General features: G+C 60.3%; 28 protein-coding genes and 1 riboswitch. Of the genes, 11 read left to right on the forward strand and 17 right to left on the reverse strand.

Going from position 1 to position 23165, the window contains the following annotated elements; genetic code table 11:
• Window positions 1-4 precede the first annotated feature (4 nt).
• The 17 genes from BJF97_RS23630 to pduF form a co-directional block, all read right to left on the reverse strand.
• Window positions 5-682 carry an energy-coupling factor ABC transporter transmembrane protein gene (locus BJF97_RS23630; protein WP_014226626.1) on the reverse strand — a complete coding sequence of 226 codons (678 nt, stop codon included), beginning with the start codon at window positions 680-682 and terminating at the stop codon, window positions 5-7.
• Window positions 669-950, reverse strand: coding sequence for an energy-coupling factor ABC transporter substrate-binding protein (locus tag BJF97_RS23635; protein ID WP_004133685.1), 282 nt, complete (start codon window positions 948-950; stop codon window positions 669-671). Before BJF97_RS23635 ends, BJF97_RS23630 begins: the two co-directional genes overlap by 14 nt.
• Before the next feature lies 1 nt (window position 951).
• Complete coding sequence (cbiM, locus tag BJF97_RS23640) at window positions 952-1689, reverse strand: cobalt ECF transporter S component CbiM (protein WP_004124457.1); 738 nt, start codon at window positions 1687-1689, stop codon at window positions 952-954.
• On the reverse strand, window positions 1686-2399 hold the full coding sequence (locus tag BJF97_RS23645; protein WP_032694681.1) for a cobalt-factor II C(20)-methyltransferase: 714 nt from the start codon (window positions 2397-2399) through the stop codon (window positions 1686-1688). Before BJF97_RS23645 ends, cbiM begins: the two co-directional genes overlap by 4 nt.
• Window positions 2396-3190, reverse strand: a complete 795-nt coding sequence (gene cbiK / locus BJF97_RS23650) for a sirohydrochlorin cobaltochelatase (RefSeq protein WP_032694682.1) — start codon at window positions 3188-3190, stop codon at window positions 2396-2398. Before cbiK ends, BJF97_RS23645 begins: the two co-directional genes overlap by 4 nt.
• Before the next feature lie 10 nt (window positions 3191-3200).
• Window positions 3201-3986, reverse strand: a complete 786-nt coding sequence (locus BJF97_RS23655) for a cobalt-precorrin-6A reductase (protein WP_032694683.1) — start codon at window positions 3984-3986, stop codon at window positions 3201-3203.
• A complete protein-coding gene (locus BJF97_RS23660; protein ID WP_004105101.1) occupies window positions 3983-4708 on the reverse strand; it encodes a precorrin-3B C(17)-methyltransferase in 726 nt (241 codons plus the stop codon). Before BJF97_RS23660 ends, BJF97_RS23655 begins: the two co-directional genes overlap by 4 nt.
• Entirely contained in the window at window positions 4708-5763 is a 1056-nt protein-coding gene (gene cbiG, locus BJF97_RS23665) for a cobalt-precorrin 5A hydrolase (protein WP_032694684.1), read from the reverse strand. Before cbiG ends, BJF97_RS23660 begins: the two co-directional genes overlap by 1 nt.
• Window positions 5744-6517, reverse strand: coding sequence for a cobalt-precorrin-4 methyltransferase (locus BJF97_RS23670; protein ID WP_014226631.1), 774 nt, complete (start codon window positions 6515-6517; stop codon window positions 5744-5746). Before BJF97_RS23670 ends, cbiG begins: the two co-directional genes overlap by 20 nt.
• Window positions 6510-7079, reverse strand: a complete 570-nt coding sequence (locus BJF97_RS23675) for a decarboxylating cobalt-precorrin-6B (C(15))-methyltransferase (RefSeq protein WP_032694685.1) — start codon at window positions 7077-7079, stop codon at window positions 6510-6512. Before BJF97_RS23675 ends, BJF97_RS23670 begins: the two co-directional genes overlap by 8 nt.
• Window positions 7069-7674, reverse strand: a complete 606-nt coding sequence (locus BJF97_RS23680; RefSeq protein WP_025107434.1) for a cobalt-precorrin-7 (C(5))-methyltransferase — start codon at window positions 7672-7674, stop codon at window positions 7069-7071. The genes BJF97_RS23675 and BJF97_RS23680 overlap by 11 nt, the downstream gene beginning before the upstream one ends.
• Window positions 7668-8807: a cobalt-precorrin-5B (C(1))-methyltransferase CbiD gene (gene cbiD / locus BJF97_RS23685; RefSeq protein WP_032694686.1), complete on the reverse strand. Its 1140-nt coding sequence runs from the start codon at window positions 8805-8807 to the stop codon at window positions 7668-7670. Before cbiD ends, BJF97_RS23680 begins: the two co-directional genes overlap by 7 nt.
• On the reverse strand, window positions 8804-9436 hold the full coding sequence (locus BJF97_RS23690) for a cobalt-precorrin-8 methylmutase (RefSeq protein WP_004133657.1): 633 nt from the start codon (window positions 9434-9436) through the stop codon (window positions 8804-8806). The genes cbiD and BJF97_RS23690 overlap by 4 nt, the downstream gene beginning before the upstream one ends.
• Before the next feature lie 10 nt (window positions 9437-9446).
• Window positions 9447-10406: an adenosylcobinamide-phosphate synthase CbiB gene (cbiB, locus tag BJF97_RS23695; protein WP_014839404.1), complete on the reverse strand. Its 960-nt coding sequence runs from the start codon at window positions 10404-10406 to the stop codon at window positions 9447-9449.
• Window positions 10403-11782 (reverse strand): cobyrinate a,c-diamide synthase, encoded by a 1380-nt coding sequence (locus BJF97_RS23700; RefSeq protein WP_032694687.1) that lies wholly within the window; start codon window positions 11780-11782, stop codon window positions 10403-10405. Before BJF97_RS23700 ends, cbiB begins: the two co-directional genes overlap by 4 nt.
• Before the next feature lie 88 nt (window positions 11783-11870).
• A riboswitch (cobalamin riboswitch) is annotated at window positions 11871-12161 on the reverse strand.
• Between the two features lie 300 nt (window positions 12162-12461).
• Window positions 12462-13373: a transcriptional regulator PocR gene (gene pocR / locus BJF97_RS23705; protein ID WP_014226637.1), complete on the reverse strand. Its 912-nt coding sequence runs from the start codon at window positions 13371-13373 to the stop codon at window positions 12462-12464.
• A 188-nt stretch (window positions 13374-13561) separates the two neighbouring features.
• Window positions 13562-14362 (reverse strand): propanediol diffusion facilitator PduF, encoded by an 801-nt coding sequence (gene pduF, locus BJF97_RS23710; protein ID WP_004105118.1) that lies wholly within the window; start codon window positions 14360-14362, stop codon window positions 13562-13564.
• Window positions 14363-14885: 523 nt separating this feature from the next.
• Between pduF and pduA the strand changes: the two genes are divergently transcribed.
• From pduA to pduM, 11 genes are all read left to right on the forward strand, one after another.
• Window positions 14886-15170, forward strand: coding sequence for a propanediol utilization microcompartment protein PduA (gene pduA / locus BJF97_RS23715; protein WP_001183618.1), 285 nt, complete (start codon window positions 14886-14888; stop codon window positions 15168-15170).
• Window positions 15167-15979 (forward strand): propanediol utilization microcompartment protein PduB, encoded by an 813-nt coding sequence (gene pduB / locus BJF97_RS23720; RefSeq protein ID WP_004205485.1) that lies wholly within the window; start codon window positions 15167-15169, stop codon window positions 15977-15979. Before pduA ends, pduB begins: the two co-directional genes overlap by 4 nt.
• Window positions 15980-15997: 18 nt before the next feature.
• On the forward strand, window positions 15998-17662 hold the full coding sequence (gene pduC / locus BJF97_RS23725) for a propanediol dehydratase large subunit PduC (RefSeq protein WP_004105132.1): 1665 nt from the start codon (window positions 15998-16000) through the stop codon (window positions 17660-17662).
• A gap of 10 nt (window positions 17663-17672) precedes the next feature.
• Entirely contained in the window at window positions 17673-18347 is a 675-nt protein-coding gene (gene pduD, locus BJF97_RS23730) for a propanediol dehydratase medium subunit PduD (protein ID WP_004853784.1), read from the forward strand.
• Window positions 18348-18361: 14 nt separating this feature from the next.
• Window positions 18362-18883, forward strand: coding sequence for a propanediol dehydratase small subunit PduE (gene pduE / locus BJF97_RS23735; protein WP_004133648.1), 522 nt, complete (start codon window positions 18362-18364; stop codon window positions 18881-18883).
• 205 nt (window positions 18884-19088) lie between these two features.
• Window positions 19089-20921 carry a propanediol dehydratase reactivase alpha subunit PduG gene (gene pduG / locus BJF97_RS23740; RefSeq protein ID WP_014226638.1) on the forward strand — a complete coding sequence of 611 codons (1833 nt, stop codon included), beginning with the start codon at window positions 19089-19091 and terminating at the stop codon, window positions 20919-20921.
• The gene (gene pduH, locus BJF97_RS23745) at window positions 20911-21288 is read left to right on the forward strand and encodes a propanediol dehydratase reactivase beta subunit PduH (protein WP_014226639.1); all 378 of its coding nucleotides are present in this window, start codon (window positions 20911-20913) and stop codon (window positions 21286-21288) included. The genes pduG and pduH overlap by 11 nt, the downstream gene beginning before the upstream one ends.
• Complete coding sequence (pduJ, locus tag BJF97_RS23750) at window positions 21281-21556, forward strand: propanediol utilization microcompartment protein PduJ (RefSeq protein WP_004853788.1); 276 nt, start codon at window positions 21281-21283, stop codon at window positions 21554-21556. Before pduH ends, pduJ begins: the two co-directional genes overlap by 8 nt.
• A 3-nt stretch (window positions 21557-21559) precedes the next feature.
• Window positions 21560-22042 carry a BMC domain-containing protein gene (locus BJF97_RS23755; protein WP_088167888.1) on the forward strand — a complete coding sequence of 161 codons (483 nt, stop codon included), beginning with the start codon at window positions 21560-21562 and terminating at the stop codon, window positions 22040-22042.
• Entirely contained in the window at window positions 22042-22674 is a 633-nt protein-coding gene (locus BJF97_RS23760; RefSeq protein WP_032694689.1) for a phosphate propanoyltransferase, read from the forward strand. The genes BJF97_RS23755 and BJF97_RS23760 overlap by 1 nt, the downstream gene beginning before the upstream one ends.
• The gene (pduM, locus tag BJF97_RS23765) at window positions 22671-23162 is read left to right on the forward strand and encodes a microcompartment protein PduM (RefSeq protein WP_032694690.1); all 492 of its coding nucleotides are present in this window, start codon (window positions 22671-22673) and stop codon (window positions 23160-23162) included. Before BJF97_RS23760 ends, pduM begins: the two co-directional genes overlap by 4 nt.
• Window positions 23163-23165: the final 3 nt, after the last annotated feature.

The following is a 23165-nucleotide window of genomic DNA, read 5'->3' on the forward strand; positions in this document are numbered from 1 at the left end:
ATCCTTAGAGGTGAAAGTCACCCTGATACAGTTTGATATCCAGCGTGGTGCTCATCTGCTGGTAGCGGATCATCACCCGGGTAAACAGCAGCCCTACCAGCATCGCCAGCGAACGATAGCCCTTCGGCACGCTACGGTAGCCAAAACGTAATGTTTGCGCACGATGAATCGCCAGCGCTTCGTCTAACAGAATAAAAATAAAGCGCCAGGTCAGCAGGATTTGCTCGGTCAGCAGCCGCGGCACCCGCCCGCGCTTGAGCAGCACAATAAGCTGCGGGAACGGCAGATTCAGCACCAGCCAGAAGGTGGACGCCAGCGCCGCCAGGCTGCGCCAGAAGGTCTGATTGGCGGTCGTCAGCCCCTCCGACGTGATGCCCAGCCAGACGCTGCCCAGCGGCAGGCTCAGCAGCAGATCCTGCGGATTGCGGCTGACGCTAAACAGAATGGTCAGCACGCCGATCAGCAGGAAGCCAAACGGCAGCGCCATCCAGCGGCACCAGCGCCACGGCGAGACCCGCAGCAGCCAGCAGGTTAAGGCGGCAATCAGCGCCATTTCGATACCCTGCCCCAGCGGAGGCAGGGTAAAGGCCAGCACCATCAGCAGCAGCCAGAACAGGAACTTGCGCTCCGGCGCGACGTGAAACCAGCGGCTCTGATAGCTAAGTCGGTCAAACCCGGTCATCACGGCGCTGTCTGCCTTTGCTGTAGCCCAGAATATAGAAAATCACCGCCGCGCCGAGGGAGCCCTGGAGCGTAAACAGCAGGCTCTCAATTTCTCCACTCGCCGGTTCGTACAGCGGCTGGAACCACGGCTCATAATGCGGTGCGACCACCTGAATCTGGCTCTCCGCCTCGCCGTCCGAACCGCCAAACTCGCCGCCGTGATCGACAAAGAACGGCAGGATCACCAGCGCCACCACCATGGCTAACAATATCAGCGTCTTTTTCATGTTAATGCCCCTGTGCGGTAATCAGCTGACGTTTGGTCAACTGGTCGTAGATCATGACGGTTAACAGTCCTTCAGCAATGGCGATCGGGATCTGGGTCAGGCAGAAGATCCCCATAAACTTGACGATCGATCCGGTCGCGCCGGCGGTCGGATCCGGGAAGGCCACGCCGAGCTGTACGGAGGTGACAAAGTAGGTCACCAGATCCGCCAGCATCGCGCAGAGAAACACCCCGACATCGCGGCGAATGCCCGCGCGGCAGGCCATTTTCCACACCATATAGCCGACCACCGGCCCGATGACCGCCATCGACATCCCGTTCGCGCCGAGCGTCGTCAGCCCGCCGTGCGCCAGCAGCAGCGCCTGGAACAGCAGCACGATGGCGCCAAGGATCGCCACCACGCCAGGCCCGAAGAGAATCACCGCCAGGCCGACGCCGGTCGGGTGCGAACAGCTGCCGGTCACGGAAGGAATTTTCAGCGCCGAGAGGACAAAAATAAACGCCCCGCACAGCGCCAGCAGCACCTTCTGGTTGTTATCTTCCTGCACGATGCGGCGCAGGCGCACCAGCCCGTACCACAGGCAGGGTAAAAACAGCAGCCACCATGCCAGGGCCCACATCGGCGGTAAAAACCCCTCCATAATGTGCATCGCGAAAGCCTTTTCGGGTACCACTATCAGCAATAGCGCCGCAGCTAACCCGCTGAAAGACAGCTGTTTTAGCTGTTGTTCAAGTTTCATTCTGCATACTCCCACTGTTTATTGACCAGAATGGTCGAGAAATAGGGCAGCGGCTGGTCGTCGCTGACGTCACGGAGATGGTGCCAGCACTGCTCGCCCGGCAGCGTGGCTTCGGACATCATCAGCGCGGCATCCAGCAGACCGTTTTTCGCCAGCAGCGCTTTGATGCGGGGAAACCGCCCGTACACTTTCATCAGCACCAGGCTTTCATGCTGGCGCAGCGCCTGCTCGATTTCCGTTTCCGGCGCGGTGCAGGAGATCACCGCCAGCGACTGCTGCTCCATGGCCAGCGGCGTTTTTGAACGCGCGGCAATGGCGGCGAAAGAGGTGACGCCGGGAACAATCTCCAGCCACTCCGGGCTGCCGATACGCTGGAGTAAGAACACCCAGGTGCTGAACAGCATGGCGTCGCCGAGGGTAATAAACCCGACCTGCTTGCCCGCCTCCACTTCCTGCACCAGCGCGGCGGCGACCTCATCCCATACCGCCTCTTTTTCCGCGCTGTCGGCGCTCATCGGGAAATGGCAGCAGCGCACTTCGGTCCGTTCGCCGATATACTCCCGCACGATGGAGAGCGCGAGGCTGTCGCCGCCTTTACGTCCGGCGGGCGCGTAGAGAATGTCCAGCTTGCCCAGCACCCGCGCCGCGCGCACGGTGATCAGGTCAGCGGCGCCAGGGCCGGTACTCAGGGCATACAGTTTGCCGCTCATGCCGCCTCCTCCATCGCCAGGCTCAGCGCCTGCTGCAGGTGAGCGACGAACATTGCGCGCACCGCCGGATTCTCTCCCAGCCCGTTCAGCCACGGCGTCGCCGTGATACCGGCGGCGTTGAACAGCGTTTTCCAGGAGTCCTCTTCGTCCGAGGCCATATCGTTAATGGCGTGATCGCCGGCCACCAGCATCAGCGGCATCAGGTGCACGCCCTTCACCCCCTGCCGGCGCAGGCTGTCGATAAGAATATCGACTTCCGGATAGCTCTCGACCGCGCCGACCCGCGCCGGAAACCCCTTCGCCGTCATCATATGGTCCAGACAGGCGTAGGCGGCGAAAGCGTGATGGCTGGCGCCGTGGCCCATAAAGACCACCGTTTCATCGGCGGCAATCGGCGGCATCTGCTGGCGCAGCGCCTGCATCAGCTGGACATAATCGTGATGGCTGCTCAGCAGCGGCGCCCCCAGCGTCAGGCGGAGGAACAGCGGGCGCAGGCTTTGCACTTCGCGGACGATCTTTTCATATTCATCGCCGTTGATAATGTGCAGCGACTGAATCGCCACATCCTGGTAGCCCTGCTCGGCCAGCTTCTGCAGCGCCTGTAGCGGCGTATCAATCTCGATACCGTCGCGCTGCTTGAGCTTGCGGATAATCATCCCGGAGGTGAAGGCGCGAAAGGTGTCGCGGTCCGGGCAGCTGGCCGCCAGCTCGCGCTCGCAGGCGACGATATTCTTTTCACAGGTGTCGGGATAGCTGGTGCCAAAACTGACCACCAGAAGCGCTTTTTTCATTTCGGACTCCTTAAGCAGCGGCCAGCCAGCGCGCTAAGCGCCGGGCAAAGGCAGCCTGACTTTCCAGTAATTCTTCACCGGTCACCAGCGGTGCCGGGCGCGTAATCACGATGCAGGGGATACCGGCATCCAGACAGGGTTGTACTTTTTCCTGATAGCCGCCTTCGGCGCCGGAGGCCTTGGTGATCACCACATCGGCCCGGCACTGGCGGTAGAAAGCGGCGTTGAACTCGGCGCTGAACGGCCCGCACAGGGCGAAGATCTCGCCAACGCCGAACCCCAGTCCGGCGCACTGGGCGATGACATCGGCGACCGGCAACACCCGGGCCAGCAGCGTTTTTTCGCCTAATCCCGCCCGCCAGCGCGCCAGATCTTTGCTTCCGGTGGTGAGCAGCACGCGCGGACCGAAGCGCCGCGCCACCTCGCAGGCCAGTTCAATGCTCTCCACGGTATAGAGCAGCGGATGCCTCAGGCCGCTCAGCTGTTCAGGGCGCTGATAGCGGCTCAGCAGCACGCCGGCGGTTTCGCAGGCCCGGACGATATTGCGGCTCACCGCTTCGGCGTAGGGGTGCGAAGCATCGATCACCCAGCGGGTCCGGTTAGCCTTCAGCCAGGCGATCATCTCCTCCAGCTCGAGACGCCCGCAGCGCACCTGGCCGCGAATGTCTCCCGCCAGCTGCTGGCCGGTGGGCGTCGCCACCGACAGGGTGTATTCAACCTGCGCCGCGTCAAGCTGCTGGCACAGCGCCCGCGCGTCGCTGGTTCCGCCCATCACCAGCACCTCGCCGTGGCTCACAGCACGTAGCCTCGCGGGGTGATCATCAGGCCATCCTGGATATAGGTCGCTTTGTTGCCAACGATCACCAGGCTGGTCATATCGACCGGTGCAAAATCCATCTCCCCCAGGGTGGTCAACCATTTCTCCTGTTTTTTACGTCCGGCGGACTTCACGACCCCCACCGGAGTCTGCGCGCTTTTGCTGGCCGACAGCAGCTCAAAGGCGCGCGCCAGATGGCCCTCGCGGCCGCGGCTGCGCGGATTGTAAAAACAGATCACGAAGTCGGCTTCACCGGCGGCGACAATACGCTTTTCAATCACCGGCCACGGTGTCAGCAGGTCGCTGAGGCTGATATGGCAGAAATCGTGCATCAGCGGCGCGCCCAGCAGCGAGGCGGCGGCGATGCTGGCGGTCATCCCCGGGATCAGGCGGACTTCCACATCCAGCTTCTGCTTGCTGACCAGCTCAAGCACCAGTCCGGCCATGCCGTAAATACCGGCGTCGCCGCTGCTGATCAGCGCCACGTTATGCCCGGCCTGCGCCAGCTCAATCGCCGCCTGGCAGCGCTCAATCTCTTTGCACATGCCGGTTTTGATCACCTGCTTATCGCCGGTAAAGGCTTTCACCAGGTGCGTGTAAGTTTTATAGCCAACGACGATTTCCGCCGCCTGCAGCGCTTCAATGGCCTCCATGGTCATCATGGACTGCGAGCCAGGGCCGATTCCGATTACGCTTAACATCAGTGTGAAACTCCCAAAGTGATAGTGACGCCCTGTTCGCGCAGGGTTTCGCCCAACAGTTGCCCATGGCTCAGCAGCCAGGCCGCCGGGCCGGATACGCTCCCCACGCCGACGGTTTTTCTGACGAACGATGAGGCGGGAAAATGGTGCTCATGCTCGCGCAGCGCATCAGCGGGAAAGGTTTCGAACGGTACGCGACAGCAGGAGGCCAACTGAATCAGCCCCTGCTCGTGCTTCTTCAGCGTCACGCTGACGATGGCTTTCAGCGCCAGCGGATCCAGGCGCTGCGCCTCAAGCTGGCGCGCCAGCAGCGCTGCTAACAGCGGGAATGGCGTATCGCGACGGCAGCCAATTCCGGCGACCACCCGCTGCGGCACCAGCTTCCAGTGCGGCACGGCGATGGCCGGCAGCTCGTTGCGCAGCGTGACGCAGACCAGCGCGTCCAGCTCGGGAAGCTGGTGCAGATCGGTCACGGTGATAAATCCCCGCCGGTCGCAGCGGCTGACGTCTTCATCCAGTTCGTCGTCCCACCACAGGCCGACGCGCTGCTGGCTGACCAGCATCTGGTTGACGGTTTTCACCGCCGCGCGGAAATCGCTCATCCGGGCATTAAGCTGGAATGCCAGGATATCCAGCGCCGCCATCTCGTTGACGTCGGTGGCGGTGGTGATCACCGGGTCGGCGCCGAGCATCCCGGCCAGATAGCGGCTGAGGGCATTCGCGCCCCCCGCGTGGCCGGAAAGCAGGCTAATAACGTGCTGGCCGCGCTCGTCAATCACCACTACCGCCGGGTCGCTGAACTTGTCATTCACCAGCGGGGCCAGCACGCGTACCGCGATCCCGGTGGCGCCGATGAAAATCAGCGCCGAATAGCTGCTGAAGGCCTCGCGCGCGGCGCTGGCAAAACCGTTTTCAAAGGGGAGAAACCCCTCTTCCAGCAGCTTCTCGCTGGTAAAGCAGGTTAACGGCAGCATCGCCGCCAGCCGTTTCGCCAGCCGCACGCCGCCAGGGGTCAGGCAGAAAAGCGCGATTGATTCAGGCTTTACGGTATTCATGGCTAAAGTCCGCCGCGTAGAGTTTTGAGTAGTGATACTCAGAGCCCAGGAAATTCCCGACCAGAATGAGCGCCGTTTTGCGGATCCCCGCCTCGCGCACCTTGTCGCCGATATCCGCCAGGGTACCGCGTACGGTCTGGCTTTCCGGCCAGGTCGCTTTGTAGATCACCGCCACCGGCGTGGTTGCCGGGTAGCCGCCTTCCATCAGGCGCTCCGCCACCCGGTGAATACGCTGTACGGAAAGGTAAATCGCCATCGAGGTCTGGTGGCTGGCAAACGACTCAAGCTGCTCGCGCTCCGGCACCGGCGTGCGCCCTTCGAGGCGGGTAATAATCAGGCTCTGGGAGACTTCCGGGACGGTGTATTCGACGCCCAGCTCCGCCGCGGCGCCCAGAAACGCGCTGACGCCCGGCACCACCTGCCAGTCGATGCCGCGTTTGGTCAGCTCTTCGCCCTGCTCGCGGACCGAGCCGTACAGCGACACGTCCCCGGTCTGTAAACGCACCACCGTTTTCCCGGCTTTAACGCCGGCTTCCATCAGGTCGAGAATTTGCGCCAGATGCAGTTCGGCGCTGTCGTGACACTCGGCGCCGGGCGGACAGTACTCCAGCAGCGCGGTGTTTATCAGCGACCCGGCGTAGATCACCACCTGGGCCTGCTGGAGCAAGCGGTAGCCCTTGAGGGTAATCAGCTCACGGTCGCCCGGCCCTGCGCCAACGAACCACACACAACGGGGGTCAAATGTCTCAGCCATGGTTTTCTTCCTTCTGACAGGCGATAACAAAAACGGGATTATTCGGTTTGAAATAGTGGCCGCAGCCCAGCGCGGTCAGCGATGAAACGTTCAGCTGCAGGCAATCAACCTGTTCGATTCCCTTCAGCCGCAGATAGTCGAGAGCGGCGTTCAGGTTCTCCTGGAGGATAAAGGTCATCACCAGGCGACCGCCGGGGTAGAGCTGCTGCCACGACCAGTCAATCAGTTCGTCGAGGCGGCCGCCGCTGCCGCCCATAAAAATGGCGTCGGCCCGCTCGGTGATCACCATCGGCGCTTCGCCGGGCAGGATCTCAATGTTGCCGCAGGCGAAATGCTGGCGGTTTTCGTCCAGCAGCTGCAGGGCCGCGGGATTGCGTTCGACCGCCGTTACCTGCAGCGAGGGGTACTGCAACGCCGCCTCAATCGACACGCTGCCGGTACCGGCGCCGATATCAATCAGGTGGCTTGCCCGGTGTAGCTCAAGTTTGGCCAGCGCCAGCGCGCGAACCGCCTCTTTGGTCATCGGCACCTTCTCGCCGCGCAGAAAAAGCTCATCTTTCATCGAGGATCACCACCGCGTTCATCTCATATTCGCCGTCGACCTCACTGACCGGTAGCCAGCGGATCCGCTCGTTATCCATCGCCAGATTTTCGCCAATCACCATCCAGCGATACCCTTTACCCCGCGCCGCCAGCTGGGCGGCGATTTCCCGCGGCCCGCAGCGCCCGTCGGTCACCATCGCCACCTTGCGCTGGCGAGCCAGCTCATCAAAACAGACGTCCCGCCCGTGGCTGCTGGTCAGCCAGATATCGTTCATATCGATACCGGCCTTCGCGCAGAGATACTGCACCGCGCTGATGCCGGGGATAATGCGCACGCGCTCGATGCCAAAGTGGGCGATCAGCCGCGTACCGATGCCGTAAAACAGCGGGTCGCCGGAGGCCAGCACCACCACCTTCTGCGCTTCGCGTTCGCCGAGCCATACCAGCAGTTCGGCAATATTGGCGCCCAGCGCAAACCGTTCGCCGTCAAACTCTGGGAACTGCTGTAAATGCCGCTTGCCGCCCACCAGCGCGTCCGCGCTGGCGACCGCGTCCCGCGCCGCCGGCGTCATCAGATGCAGGCCTGACGGGCCCATGCCGACCACCGTTAACATGACATCTCCCGCGCAATCTCGACGATCGGCCGATTGCTGCCGAGGACCTTGTTATCAAAGGAGAACATGATGGCGTCGCAGACGGGCGGCGTTTTGGTAAAGCGCAGCATCTGCATCACCCGCAGGCAGATGCGTTCGGCAAGATGATGATAGATATGCTGAAAACCGTACGCGTCGATGTGCTCCATCGCCGCTTCGGTGGTATCGCATTCGCTCACCAGCTGCAGCAGCGCCAGCGGCGCGCCCAGCAGCGCCAGATGCGCGACCAGGGTTTCCATCCGCGCATCGGCGATATGGCTGTGGGTGTGGAAGATCCCGGCGGCGACTTTAATCAGCTTGCCGGGATGGCCAATCAGCACGATCTGGCGGAACCCCAGGCGCACGGCCTCTTCAATCATGTAGCCGACGAAGTTGCTCATGGTGACCACCACCTGCGAGTCGATGCCCATCTGCTCGCGTACAAAGCGCTCTCCGTGGTTGCCCGGCACCAGCACCACCCGCTCCAGCCCCGCCGCGCGCTTAATTTCCAGCTCCAGCGACAGCGAACGCTTCCAGCTCTCCTCCGACATCGGCGTCACGATACCGGTGGTGCCGATAATCGAGATGCCGCCCAGGATCCCCAGCCGCGAGTTATAGGTTTTCTGCGCCCGCGCCTCGCCTTCCGGGGCGAAAATCTCTACCGTCGCCCCGCGCGACGGGCCAATCGCCTCGCGCACCGCCGACTCGATGGTGTGGCGCGGGGTGCGGTTAATCGCCGGGCTGCCGATGGGCAGGCCGATCCCTTTGCGGGTGACCGTGCCGACGCCTTCGCCGCCGCGCAGGGTAATCTCGCCGGAATCGTCGAGCGTCACGCGGGCGAAAATCAGCATCCCGTGGGTGGCGTCAACGTCATCGCCGCCGTCTTTACGGATGGCGGCGATCGCCTGCTGCCCTTCAACGTGCGGCGACTCGACGTTAAGGCACAGGGTGACGCCGGAAGGGGTGACAATGGAGACCTGATGAATCAGATGCTGACGCATCACCATCAGCGCCGCGACCTTTGCTGCCGCCGTGGCGCAGGATCCGGTGGTATAGCCTTTGCGCAGCGCCTTGCCGTTGTGCCATACCGGGGCGTCAAAGGATTGCTCGCTCATCGCGCCCCCTGTAAGTGGTACAAAATGGCGTTGACGATGGCGGCGGCGACGTTGCTGCCGCCTTTACGACCCAGCGCGGCGATGCCCGGCAGGCCGCTCTGCGTCAGGGCCTCTTTCGACTCCGCCGCGCCGACGAAACCGACCGGCACGCCAATCACGCCGTTGACCGCGACGTCATGCTCCAGCAGACGAAACAGCGCGGTGGGCGCATTGCCGAAAACAAACACCTTCTCGCCCTCTTCGGCGACCGCGATATCAACCGCCGCCATCGAGCGGGTCATCCCCTGCGCTTTGGCCTCCGCCACCACCCGCGGATCGCTGATATAGCAGCGGCACTCGCCGCCGAATTTCGCCAGCAGGGTTTTATTGATCCCGGACAGGGCCATGGTGGTATCGGTATAAAGCGTGCAGGGCTGGCTCAGGGCGGCGCTCAAGCGCGGAAGCACGTCGGGCGAAAACCACAGGATATCCAGCCAGTCAAAATCAGCGGTGGTGTGGATCACCCGCTTGATAATGGCTTCGTGCAGCGGGCTGGCAAAGCGGTAGTCCGGGCGGGTCTGCGCAATAATATCGCCAATAATGTCGAAGCTTTTCGCCTCAATCGCCTGCGGTTGCTGGATATAGTGCATTCATTTGTCCTCAGGCAGCGCCGACCAGCCAGTACCGGACCGCCATAAATAGCGCCAGCGCCAGGGTCGAAGACACCCACATCAGTCGAATCGTTCGGGAAATATCGTCTACGGAAATATCGCGCGTCGCGTCGCCGATCCACGGTTTCTCCACGCGCTGTCCAAAGTAATCATTAGGGCCGCCAAGCCGGATGCCGAGCGCCCCGGCGACCGCCGCTTCCGACCAGCCGCAGTTCGGGCTGCTGTGGTTGTAGCGGTCGCGCCAGCCGATGCGCAGCGCGCGGCCGCCCGCTTCACCGCAGAGGAGAGCGGCGAGGCTGATAAGCAGCCAGCTCAGGCGGGCGGGGATAAAGTTGGCGACATCATCGAGGCGGGCGCTGACCATGCCGATGGCCCGATATTTTTCGTGCTTATAGCCGACCATCGAATCCAGGGTGTTGACCGCTTTATAGGCCATCGCCAGCGGCGCGCCACCCAGCAGCAGAAAGAAGAGCGGCGCGATAATGCCGTCGACGGTGTTCTCCGCGACGGTTTCCACCACCGCGCGATTAATCTGCTGCGGCGCAAGCTGCGACGTATCGCGCCCGACGATCCACGACAGCTTGATACGGCTCTCCGCCAGATCCCCCGCGCGCAGCGGGCGCTCGACGTCCCGCGCCGACTGCGCCAGGCAGCGTCCGGCCAGCACGGTGAAAATCATCCATACCTCAACCAGCCAGCCAAGCCACGGATGAATCGTCCGCGCCAGCGCCAGCACGCCCCAGCAGACGCTCCACGTTAGCCCGACCACCACCAGCCACATCACGGCGCCGCCGACGCGCAGGGCGACATCGCTGCGGCAATAGCGGCGCACGCCGCGCTGAACGGCGGCGATCAGGTTGCCTATCCAGCGCACCGGATGCGGCCAGCTCTGCGGATCGCCGATGATAAAATCGAGGAGCCAGGCAACGCCCCATGCCAGCAGCGTCATAGCGCGCTCCTTGCCGCAGCCAGCCAGTGGTTAAGCATGATGGGACGCTGCGCAAAGTGCAGGTGCAGATAGCTGGCGAACGTGTTGCCCACCTGCCAGCCGCCCGACCACTGCTGAAGGGTCATACCGTCGCGGACTTTGCGGCAGGCCAGGACCGCCGGGATCTCAGGGGTAAAATCCGAGTAGTGAAACTCATGCCCGCGCAGGGTTTCGCCGGGCGCCGCCAGCAGCGTTTGCCGCATCGCCCGCGCCTCGCAGTAGCCAAAGCGGGTAAGCCGTTTGCCCATCTTGCTGTGGCCGGGAATCAGATTGGCCATCGGATAGATGTCGCCGCTGGCGTCTTCAAGGGTGCTGCCGAGATACATCAAACCGCCGCACTCGGCGTAAATCGCCACCCCGCGCCGGTGCGCCTCCCGCAGCTGCGCCAGCATCGACGTATTGGCCGCCAGCCCGACGGCATGAATTTCCGGATAGCCGCCGCCGAGCCAAATCATCTGGCACGGCGGAAGCTCGCTATCGCGCAGCGGGCTGAAGCGCACGATATTCACCCCGCAGCGCTCAAGCAGCGTAAGGTTATCCGGGTAGTAAAAGTTGAAGGCTTCGTCGTCGGCCAGCGCCAGCGTCAGGCCCGCGCCGGCGTCGGGCGACGGCAGCGGGGGCCACTCCCCGGCGGGTAGGGCGGTGAGCTGGCTAAGAGCCAGGAGCCGTTCAATATCCAGCGTTTGCGCCAGCGTTTGGGCAAAATCGCGCCACGGCTGCTGATTGACCAGCGACTCGCGGGCGGTGACCAGCCCCAGATGGCGTTCAGGTAACGCCACCCCTTCCACGCGTGGTACGTAGCCGAGCACCGGCAGCCCGCAATAGCGTTCAATGGCGCCTTTGAGAAGCTGATAATGGGATTCGCTGTTGACGCGATTGACGATAACGCCGGCGATATTCAGGCTGGGGTCGAAGTGTTGAAATCCCATCACCGTGGCGGCGATGGAGGTGGAAACCGCTTTGCCATCTACCAGCAAAATGACCGGACAGCCGAGCTGTTTAGCCATCGCGGCGGTGCTGCAGTAGTCAGGGTCGGTACCGAAGCCGTCATACAGCCCCATCACGCCCTCAATGACCGCGATATCCGCCCGCTGCATCCGTTCGCAAAACAGCGCATTGAGCACCGGTTCCGGGAGCATAAAGCTGTCGAGGTTGCGGGAAGCGACGCCGCTGACGGCGGTGTGCCAGCCGGTATCGAGGTAGTCCGGGCCGACTTTGCAGGGCTGAACCCGCATACCGCGCTGCTTCAACAGGCTGAGCAGACCAAGCGTAACGGTGGTTTTACCACAACCGCTGCCGGTACCTGCGAGAATAAATGCGTGCTGCCTGGCTGCCATACCCCGATCCTGTGCCGGGTGGTAGGGCTGCGTGCATTCCCAGTCTTTCGACTGTACGCATCTGAGCAACCCACTTCCCACCGAAGTTGTTGATTATTACCGACAGGCAGGTCTTCTGGCTTAGCGTCGTCCTCTCCCATCCTTCCCAATCCGCTAAGCAGATCAGTGGTCATACCCGTCATACTTCACGTTGTATGTGCGTTGGCTTTACTTGTTCACCCCAGTCACTTACCTGTGTAAGCTCCTGGGGATTCACTCGCTTGCCGCCTTCCTACAACGCGAATTATTTAGCGTATATATGGGTTCGTCAGCATCACAGCAGCGGGGGCTGCGGGGGATTCACACCCCCTTCCCTGGCGCCTGTCGGTTTAGTCCGTCATGATTCGAGCGGGACTGCCCGGCTCGCATGATTTCCGGAATATCTTACGGAAGCTGGATGGCTCCCGTCGTGTTTAATTTTTAATTACCAAGGCCGTTTCATTACGCCGATGGCGCGCTGAAAGCCATTTCAGATATCACTCTATCCCATCAAATAAATAAAAACTGGTGCAGCTTATCGTTCTCTCATTATTATTTTGTTGCGCTATGACAATTTATTGCTCTGAATGAGATATTTTCATTTTAGAATGAGCCAGATACAAGGGCATATCAAAAATCGGCAATAACAAAATATTGTCATTTAAAATGACTCAGTTTGTGATCTGGCGTTAATTTGCTGGCGATAGGCCTGCGGAGTGACCTGATAAGCCTGGCGAAAAACTTTGCAAAAATAGCTGGTTTGCGAAAATCCTAAATTCCGCGCAATGCTGGCGATGCTCCAGTCGCTGTGGCAAAGCAGCTCTTTGGCGCTCACCATCCGCTGATGGTTCACCCACGCGTTAAAACCGATACCCTGATATTTTTTAAATAGCTTACTGAAGTAATAGGGGCTGAGATAAACGTGGGCGGCGACGTCTTCCAGGCGAAGCTCATCGGATAAATGGGCGTCAATGTAGCGCAGCGCTTTCTTCATTTTGCTGTCGTGAGGGCTGGCGACCCGGCTGGCGCGCGCGGGTTCCGGCTGCTGGGGATTATCTTTAATCACCACAAAGTTGAGCTGCTTTTTCAGGCAGTTCTCGACGATCAGCTTCAGTAAATCCGCGGAGGCAATCACTCTGGAGTAGTCCATCTCCGGCACGTCGCGGAACGCGTTGAGCAGCTCGGGGTCCGCCTGCCAGCCGTCGTCCACGTTGAGGATATCCACCAGTTCTACATCGTTGCTTAAGCGCACCTGCCCGCATAGCACGAAGCCCACAAGGTGCCCGGCGATAACCAGAGGAATGGAAAAATCGGTTAACCCGGCGTGGCAGCGGTAGATACAGAGCTGATCGGTTTTTGACGCCTCGAGGCCGCCGCAGCGGTCGCTCATCCGGCAGCGGGTGCTGTGCTGAGGGTGCTGGCGCATCAGCTGGCAGAAAGGAGTGAAGTTAAACAGTTCAGATATTTCATCACCGTGAATATTGACAACCACAACCGCCAGACTGGTGGCCTGCGCAAAATCCTGTGCGATTTTATTAATGAGTTCTGAGTTCAGTGTGCTCGCAGAAATCATGATAAAACCTCTCAGTTAATTTTTTGTTATAAATAAAACATTTCTTTAATATTCACTTCCTTTCATCATCATTTAACGCCAACGATAAAAGAATATTACGATAGCAAAAGTCTCCCATCCGTGGGAGACGTTTTTGGCCAGTTCGTGATACCGGTTCATGAAAATTTTTCGCTATTTCAGCGGATGCATTAATCCTCTAATTTACAGGTATTACACGGTAAGTTATTTCCTATCAGATAACGATAGATGGCCGCGCCGAGGCAGGCGCCGATCAGCGGCGCAATAATCGGCACAATAAAGTACGGAATATCCCTTCCGCCGGTCATCGCGATATCGCCCCAGCCCGCCATCCACGTAAACAGCTTCGGCCCAAAATCACGCGCCGGATTCATCGCAAAGCCGGTCAGCGGCCCGGTTGACGCGCCAATCACCGCCACCAGCAGGCCGATCAGCAGCGGGGCCAGCGGCCCTTTCGGCACGCCGTTGCCGTCGTCGGTCAGCGCCATAATCATCCCCATCAGCATGGAGGTGATCACAACTTCGACCAGCGCCGCGTGCCAGATGCTCAGCGAGGCCGCCGGGTAGGTGCTGAAAATACTCGCCAGCTGCAGGCTCTCAACGCTGCCGCGAGCGATATGGTGGGCGGATTCAAACTCGGTAAACATAGTGCTGTACAGCACATAGGCCAGCACCGCGCCGCCGAAGGCGCCCGCGACCTGGGAGACAATATAGGGGAAGACTTTGCGCCCGGGAAAACAGGCAAATAGCCATAACGCAACGGTCACCGCCGGGTTGAGATGGCCGCCGGATATTCCCGACGTCAGATAGACGGCAAGCGAGATCCCCAGACCCCAGATAATGCATATCTCCCACAGTCCGAGGCTGGCTCCCGCCACCTTTAACGCGCTCAGGCAGCCGATGCCGAAAAACAAAAACAGCCCGGTGCCCAGAAACTCGGCGGTACATTGCGCTTTTAACGAATCATTCATGGTGACACCTTCTTAGCAGAGTTCGTGTCCTGACCAGCCAACCTCCTGCTGGCAGTAGAGTACAACGGGCCCACTATATGAACTCCGCTCCGCAAATTGTTGGCAACCTGCTGACGGCGGCCCCGGAAAATTCGGGCATCAATAACAAATTATTGTCATTGAATAACTCAGAATAGCATTGCTCACGCGCGGATTTCGCAATTACGCCATCGCCATGACATGCAAAAATATTGCTAAAACCAACTCATCGTTTTCCAACAAACATCACAAATCAGTTTTTCTCGCATAGCAGATAAAATTAAATTCGTCATGAACAAATTTGTAAATATGGAATATACAAAACAAGATAATCACATAACAATAAATAAAAATAACAATTAAAATCAATAAATTAAATTTACGTTTAGCAATTTTATATTATTCAATACCCACTATTTTTTCACCATCAAATTCAAGTCAGCCATTCTTTTTCCTCGCATCTTCTTATAGTCCCAACTATCGGAACACTCCATGCGAGGTCTTTATGCAACAAGAAGCACTAGGAATGGTAGAAACCAAAGGCTTAACCGCAGCCATAGAGGCCGCTGATGCAATGGTTAAGTCAGCCAATGTGATGTTAGTGGGCTATGAAAAGATTGGCTCCGGACTGGTGACCGTCATCGTACGCGGCGACGTTGGCGCGGTAAAAGCGGCCACCGATGCGGGGGCCGCCGCCGCACGTAATGTGGGTGAAGTGAAAGCCGTACACGTCATCCCACGCCCCCACACCGATGTAGAAAAAATCTTACCGAAGGGAATTAGCCAATGAGCAGCAATGAGCTGGTGGAACAGATCATGGCTCAGGTGATTGCCCGCGTGGCAACGCCGGAACAGCAGGCCATCCCTACTGAAAACCATCCAATACGAGAGACGGCTATGGCAGAAAAAAGCTGCAGTTTAACGGAATTTGTCGGGACCGCCATTGGCGACACCCTGGGTCTGGTTATCGCCAACGTCGATACCGCCCTGCTGGACGCGATGAAGCTTGAAAAGCGCTATCGCTCCATCGGCATTCTCGGCGCCCGCACCGGCGCAGGCCCGCACATTATGGCGGCGGACGAAGCGGTGAAAGCCACCAATACCGAAGTGGTCAGCATTGAGCTGCCGCGCGATACCAAAGGCGGAGCGGGCCACGGTTCGCTGATTATTTTGGGCGGTAACGACGTTTCCGACGTTAAGCGCGGTATCGAAGTCGCGCTGAAAGAGCTCGACCGCACCTTTGGCGATGTTTACGGCAACGAAGCCGGGCATATCGAGCTGCAGTACACCGCTCGCGCCAGCTACGCGCTGGAAAAAGCCTTCGGCGCGCCGATTGGCCGGGCCTGCGGCATCATCGTCGGCGCACCGGCCTCCGTGGGCGTGCTGATGGCCGATACCGCCCTGAAGTCAGCCAACGTGGAAGTCGTGGCCTATAGCTCTCCGGCACACGGCACCAGCTTCAGTAACGAAGCCATTCTGGTGATTTCCGGCGACTCCGGCGCGGTCCGCCAGGCGGTCACCTCCGCGCGCGAAATCGGCAAAACCGTCCTTGCGACCCTCGGTGCTGAACCGAAAAACGATCGCCCGTCCTACATCTGATACCCACGAGGCTGATTCATGAGATCGAAAAGATTTGAAGCACTGGCGAAACGCCCTGTGAATCAGGACGGCTTCGTTAAGGAGTGGATCGAAGAAGGCTTTATCGCGATGGAAAGCCCGAACGATCCGAAACCGTCGATTAAAATCGTTAACGGCGCGGTGACCGAGCTGGACGGGAAACCGGTAAGCGATTTTGACCTGATCGACCACTTTATCGCCCGCTACGGTATCAACCTGAACCGCGCCGAAGAAGTGATGGCGATGGATTCGGTCAAGCTGGCCAACATGCTGTGCGATCCGAACGTTAAACGCAGCGAAATCGTCCCGCTGACCACCGCGATGACGCCGGCGAAAATTGTCGAAGTAGTTTCGCATATGAACGTCGTCGAGATGATGATGGCGATGCAGAAAATGCGCGCCCGCCGCACCCCGTCCCAGCAGGCGCACGTCACCAACGTCAAAGATAACCCGGTACAGATTGCCGCCGACGCCGCCGAAGGGGCATGGCGCGGATTTGACGAACAGGAAACCACCGTTGCGGTAGCGCGCTATGCGCCGTTCAACGCCATCGCGCTGCTGGTGGGCTCGCAGGTAGGCCGTCCGGGCGTGCTGACGCAGTGCTCGCTGGAAGAAGCCACCGAGCTGAAGCTCGGCATGCTGGGCCACACCTGCTACGCCGAAACCATCTCCGTCTACGGCACCGAGCCGGTCTTTACCGACGGCGACGACACCCCGTGGTCGAAGGGCTTCCTCGCCTCGTCCTACGCCTCTCGCGGGCTGAAAATGCGCTTTACCTCCGGCTCAGGCTCGGAAGTGCAGATGGGCTACGCCGAAGGCAAATCCATGCTTTATCTGGAAGCGCGCTGCATCTACATCACCAAAGCCGCGGGCGTACAGGGTCTGCAAAACGGTTCCGTCAGCTGCATCGGCGTGCCGTCTGCGGTGCCTTCCGGCATTCGCGCGGTGCTGGCGGAAAACCTGATCTGTTCGTCGCTGGATCTGGAGTGCGCCTCCAGTAACGACCAGACCTTCACCCACTCCGATATGCGTCGTACCGCGCGCCTGCTGATGCAGTTCCTGCCGGGCACCGACTTTATCTCCTCCGGTTATTCCGCGGTGCCGAACTACGACAACATGTTCGCCGGCTCCAACGAAGATGCCGAAGACTTTGACGACTACAACGTCATCCAGCGCGACCTGAAGGTGGACGGCGGTTTGCGTCCGGTTCGCGAAGAGGACGTCATCGCCATCCGTAACAAAGCCGCCCGCGCGCTGCAGGCCGTGTTTGCCGGAATGGGGCTACCGCCGATTACCGATGAAGAAGTTGAAGCCGCGACCTACGCCCACGGTTCGAAAGATATGCCGGAGCGCAACATCGTCGAAGACATCAAGTTCGCCCAGGAAATCATCAATAAAAACCGCAACGGTCTGGAAGTGGTGAAAGCGCTGGCGCAGGGCGGATTCACCGACGTGGCCCAGGACATGCTCAACATCCAGAAAGCCAAGCTGACCGGGGACTACCTGCATACCTCCGCGATTATCGTCGGCGACGGGCAGGTACTGTCGGCCGTCAACGATGTCAACGACTATGCCGGTCCGGCAACGGGCTATCGCCTGCAGGGCGAACGCTGGGAAGAGATTAAAAACATCCCTGGCGCTCTTGATCCCAACGAGATTGATTAAGGGGTGAGAAATGGAAATTAATGAAAAATTGCTGCGCCAGATAATTGAAGACGTGCTCAGCGAGATGAAGGGCAGCGATAAACCGGTCTCGTTTAATGCGCCGGCGGCCTCCGCGGCGCCCCAGGCCACGCCGCCCGCCGGCGACGGCTTCCTGACGGAAGTGGGCGAAGCGCGTCAGGGCACCCAGCAGGACGAAGTGATTATCGCCGTCGGCCCGGCTTTCGGCCTGGCGCAGACCGTCAATATCGTCGGCATCCCGCATAAGAGCATTTTGCGCGAAGTCATTGCCGGTATTGAAGAAGAAGGCATTAAGGCGCGCGTGATTCGCTGCTTTAAATCCTCCGACGTAGCCTTCGTCGCCGTTGAAGGCAATCGCCTGAGCGGCTCCGGCATCTCTATCGGCATCCAGTCGAAAGGCACCACGGTGATCCACCAGCAGGGGCTGCCGCCGCTCTCTAACCTGGAGCTGTTCCCGCAGGCGCCGCTGCTGACCCTGGAAACCTATCGCCAGATCGGCAAAAACGCCGCCCGCTATGCGAAACGCGAATCGCCGCAGCCGGTCCCGACGCTGAATGACCAGATGGCGCGGCCGAAGTACCAGGCGAAATCGGCCATTTTGCACATTAAAGAGACCAAGTACGTGGTGACGGGCAAAAACCCGCAGGAACTGCGCGTGGCGCTTTGATAAAGGATAACTCCATGAATACCGACGCAATTGAATCGATGGTACGCGACGTATTGAGCCGCATGAACAGCCTGCAGGGCGAGGCGCCTGCGGCGGCTCCGGCGGCTGGCGGCGCGTCCCGTAGCGCCAGGGTCAGCGACTACCCGCTGGCGAACAAGCACCCGGAATGGGTGAAAACCGCCACCAATAAAACGCTGGACGACTTTACGCTGGAAAACGTGCTGAGCAATAAAGTCACCGCCCAGGATATGCGTATTACCCCGGAAACCCTGCGCTTACAGGCTTCTATTGCCAAAGACGCGGGCCGCGACCGGCTGGCGATGAACTTCGAGCGCGCCGCCGAGCTGACCGCGGTACCGGACGATCGCATTCTTGAAATCTACAACGCCCTCCGCCCCTATCGCTCGACGAAAGAGGAGCTGCTGGCGATCGCCGACGATCTCGAAAGCCGCTATCAGGCGAAGATTTGCGCCGCTTTCGTTCGCGAAGCGGCCACGCTGTACGTCGAGCGTAAAAAACTCAAAGGCGACGATTAACTTCTCTAAGTAATTCGAGATGCATTGAGGCGGCAAGTGAGTGACAAATTCGTCTGGAACGAATTTGAACAGCCATAGGCTGGCTTTAGTGAGGGACAGGGATGTCCCTCATAACCCCGATGAGCTTACTGTAGTAAGTGATTCGGGTGAAAGAACGCAGCCAACAAAAAGGCAGTTTGAAGTACGACGAGAAAAGGGGCATGTGATGCGATATATAGCTGGCATTGATATCGGCAACTCATCGACGGAAGTCGCCCTGGCGACCCTGGATGAGGCTGGCGCGCTGACGATCACCCACAGCGCGCTGGCGGAAACCACCGGAATCAAAGGCACGTTGCGTAACGTGTTCGGGATTCAGGAGGCGCTCGCCCTCGTCGCCAGAGGCGCCGGGATCGCCGTCAGCGATATTTCGCTCATCCGCATCAACGAAGCGACGCCGGTGATTGGCGATGTGGCGATGGAAACCATTACCGAAACCATCATCACCGAATCGACCATGATCGGCCATAACCCGAAAACGCCCGGCGGCGCGGGGCTTGGCACAGGCATCACCATTACGCCGCAGGAGCTGCTAACCCGCCCGGCGGACGCGCCCTATATCCTGGTGGTATCGTCGGCGTTCGATTTTGCCGATATCGCCAGCGTGATTAACGCTTCCCTGCGCGCCGGGTATCAGATTACCGGCGTCATTTTACAGCGCGACGATGGCGTGCTGGTCAGCAACCGGCTGGAAAAACCGCTGCCGATCGTTGACGAAGTGCTGTACATCGACCGCATTCCGCTGGGGATGCTGGCGGCGATTGAGGTCGCCGTTCCGGGGAAGGTCATCGAAACCCTCTCTAACCCTTACGGCATCGCCACCGTCTTTAACCTCAGCCCCGAGGAGACGAAGAACATCGTCCCGATGGCCCGGGCGCTGATTGGCAACCGTTCCGCCGTGGTGGTCAAAACGCCATCCGGCGACGTCAAAGCGCGCGCGATACCCGCCGGTAATCTTGAGCTGCTGGCCCAGGGCCGTAGCGTACGCGTAGACGTTGCCGCCGGCGCCGAAGCCATCATGAAAGCGGTCGACGGCTGCGGCAGGCTCGATAACGTCACCGGCGAGTCCGGCACCAATATCGGCGGCATGCTGGAACACGTGCGCCAGACCATGGCCGAGCTGACCAACAAACCGAGCAGCGAAATATTTATTCAGGACCTGCTGGCCGTTGATACCTCGGTACCGGTGAGCGTCACCGGCGGTCTGGCCGGGGAGTTCTCGCTGGAGCAGGCCGTGGGCATCGCCTCGATGGTGAAATCGGATCGCCTGCAGATGGCAATGATCGCCCGCGAAATCGAGCAGAAGCTCAATATCGACGTGCAGATCGGCGGCGCAGAGGCCGAAGCCGCCATCCTGGGGGCGCTGACCACGCCGGGCACCACCCGACCGCTGGCGATCCTCGACCTCGGCGCGGGCTCCACCGATGCCTCCATCATCAACCCCAAAGGCGACATCATCGCCACCCACCTCGCCGGCGCAGGCGACATGGTGACGATGATTATTGCCCGCGAGCTGGGGCTGGAAGACCGCTATCTGGCGGAAGAGATCAAGAAGTACCCGCTGGCTAAGGTGGAAAGCCTGTTCCATTTACGCCACGAGGACGGCAGCGTGCAGTTCTTCTCCACGCCGCTGCCGCCCGCCGTGTTCGCCCGCGTCTGCGTGGTGAAAGCGGACGAACTGGTGCCGCTGCCCGGCGATTTAGCGCTGGAAAAAGTGCGCGCCATTCGCCGCAGCGCCAAAGAGCGGGTCTTTGTCACCAACGCCCTGCGCGCGCTGCGTCAGGTCAGCCCCACCGGCAACATTCGCGATATTCCGTTCGTGGTGCTGGTCGGCGGTTCGTCGCTGGATTTCGAAGTCCCGCAGCTGGTCACCGATGCGCTGGCTCACTACCGCCTGGTTGCCGGACGGGGAAATATTCGCGGCAGCGAGGGCCCCCGAAACGCGGTGGCCACCGGCCTGATTCTCTCCTGGCATAAGGAGTTTGCGCATGAACGGTAATCACAGCGCCCCGGCCATCGCGATCGCCGTCATCGACGGCTGCGACGGCCTGTGGCGCGAAGTGCTGCTGGGTATCGAAGAGGAAGGTATCCCTTTCCGGCTCCAGCATCACCCGGCCGGAGAGGTCGTGGACAGCGCCTGGCAGGCGGCGCGCAGCTCGCCGCTGCTGGTGGGCATCGCCTGCGACCGCCATATGCTAGTCGTGCACTACAAGAATTTACCCGCATCGGCGCCGCTTTTTACGCTGATGCATCATCAGGACAGTCAGGCCCATCGCAACACCGGTAATAACGCGGCACGGCTGGTCAAGGGGATCCCTTTCCGGGATCTGAATAGCGAAGCAACAGGAGAACAGCAGGATGAATAACGCACTGGGACTGGTTGAAACAAAAGGGTTAGTGGGCGCCATTGAGGCCGCCGATGCGATGGTGAAATCCGCCAACGTGCAGCTGGTCGGCTACGAAAAAATTGGCTCGGGCCTCGTCACCGTGATGGTGCGCGGCGACGTCGGCGCGGTCAAAGCGGCGGTAGACGCGGGCAGCGCGGCGGCGAGCGCGGTGGGCGAAGTGAAATCCTGCCACGTGATCCCGCGTCCGCACAGCGACGTTGAGGCCATTTTACCGAAATCAGCCTGATTGATGGCGAATAAGGAGCACCGCGTGAAGCAATCACTGGGATTACTTGAAGTTTGTGGTCTGGCACTGGCTATCAGCTGCGCCGATATCATGGCGAAATCCGCTTCTATCACGCTGGTCGCCCTCGAAAAGACCAATGGTTCAGGCTGGACGGTGATTAAAATTACCGGTGATGTGGCCTCCGTGCAGGCGGCCATCACCACCGGCGCACAGTTTGCCGGGCAGCGAAACGGCCTGGTGGCCCACAAAGTCATCGCCAGGCCCGGAGAAGGGATCCTGCGCGCGGAGGCTCCCCCGCCCTCCGTCATGCAACCTGAACCTGAAGCGTCAGGGACGGCTGATGTCGTTTCGCCAGCGCCAGCAGAAGAGCTTCCCCAGCAACACGGCGTGGTCAGCTGCAACCTGTGCCTCGATCCAAAATGTCCACGCCAGAAGGGTGAGCCGCGCTCGCTTTGCATTCATCCCGGCAAGCGAGGTGAAGCGTAATGGATAAACAGCTTCTGGAATCAACGGTCAGCAAAGTTCTCGACGAGATGCGGCTACGGCCCATCCCGCTGGGGGTTTCAAATCGTCATATCCACCTGTCGGCGCCAGATTACGAACGCCTGTTCCCCGGCCATCCCATCAGCGAGAAAAAGGCGCTGCTGCAGCCGGGACAGTACGCTGCGGAGCAAACCGTCACCCTGGTGGGGCCGAAGGGGCAGCTTAAAAATGTGCGCCTGCTCGGTCCGCTGCGCTCGGTAAGCCAGGTGGAAATCTCGCGTACCGATGCCCGAACCCTGGGGGTTGCGGCGCCGCTGAGGATGTCCGGCGATCTGAAAGGGACGCCGGGCATCCGCCTGGTCAGCCCTTTTGGCGAGCTGGAGCTGGCGTCAGGGGTTATCGTCGCGCAGCGGCATATTCATATGTCGCCGCTCGATGCGCTGATCCTGCGGGTCGCCCACGGCGACAGAGTTTCGGTGGCCATTGAAGGCGACGCGCGCGGGCTGATCTTCAACAACGTGGCGGTTCGCGTTTCGCCGGATATGCGCCTCGAAATGCACATCGATACCGATGAAGCCAACGCCGCCGGCGCCGATAACCCGCAGGTCTTTGCCCGGCTGGTAGGCCCGCGATGAACGGCGAAGTTCTGCAGCGCATCGTGGAGGTGATTGTCTCCCGGCTGCAGCGTCGCGCCCATAGCACGGCGACGCTGAGCGTGGCGCAATTGCGCGATGCCGACTGCCGGAGCCTGTTCTGCCAGCACGCATCGCTGCGCATTCTGCTCGTCGACCTGCCCCTGCTGGGCCAGCTGACGGAGGCGGAAACCGACGATCCCGCGGCCCGCAACATTCACGACGCGCTGGCTTTTGGCCTCTGCGTACAGCTCACCCTGCACCGCCAGCTGCTGCCGGTTATCCCGGTTAAAAAACTGGCCCGCCTGCCGGTGAACTTCACCGACGAGCGCGGAGTGCCGCTGATCCTGCACGCGGGTTCGGTGCTGAGCTATCGCGACGTCGCGCCGCTGGGCCAGGGGCGCCTGGTTATCCACCGCAAATGCCTCGTGACCGCGCTGGCGCGCGACGCGGCGCAGGCGCGGAATATTGAACTCATTAAGCAGGAGTAAATC

It is taken from the genome of Klebsiella sp. LTGPAF-6F (genome assembly GCF_001753185.1).
In the GTDB taxonomy this organism is placed as follows: domain Bacteria; phylum Pseudomonadota; class Gammaproteobacteria; order Enterobacterales; family Enterobacteriaceae; genus Klebsiella; species Klebsiella michiganensis.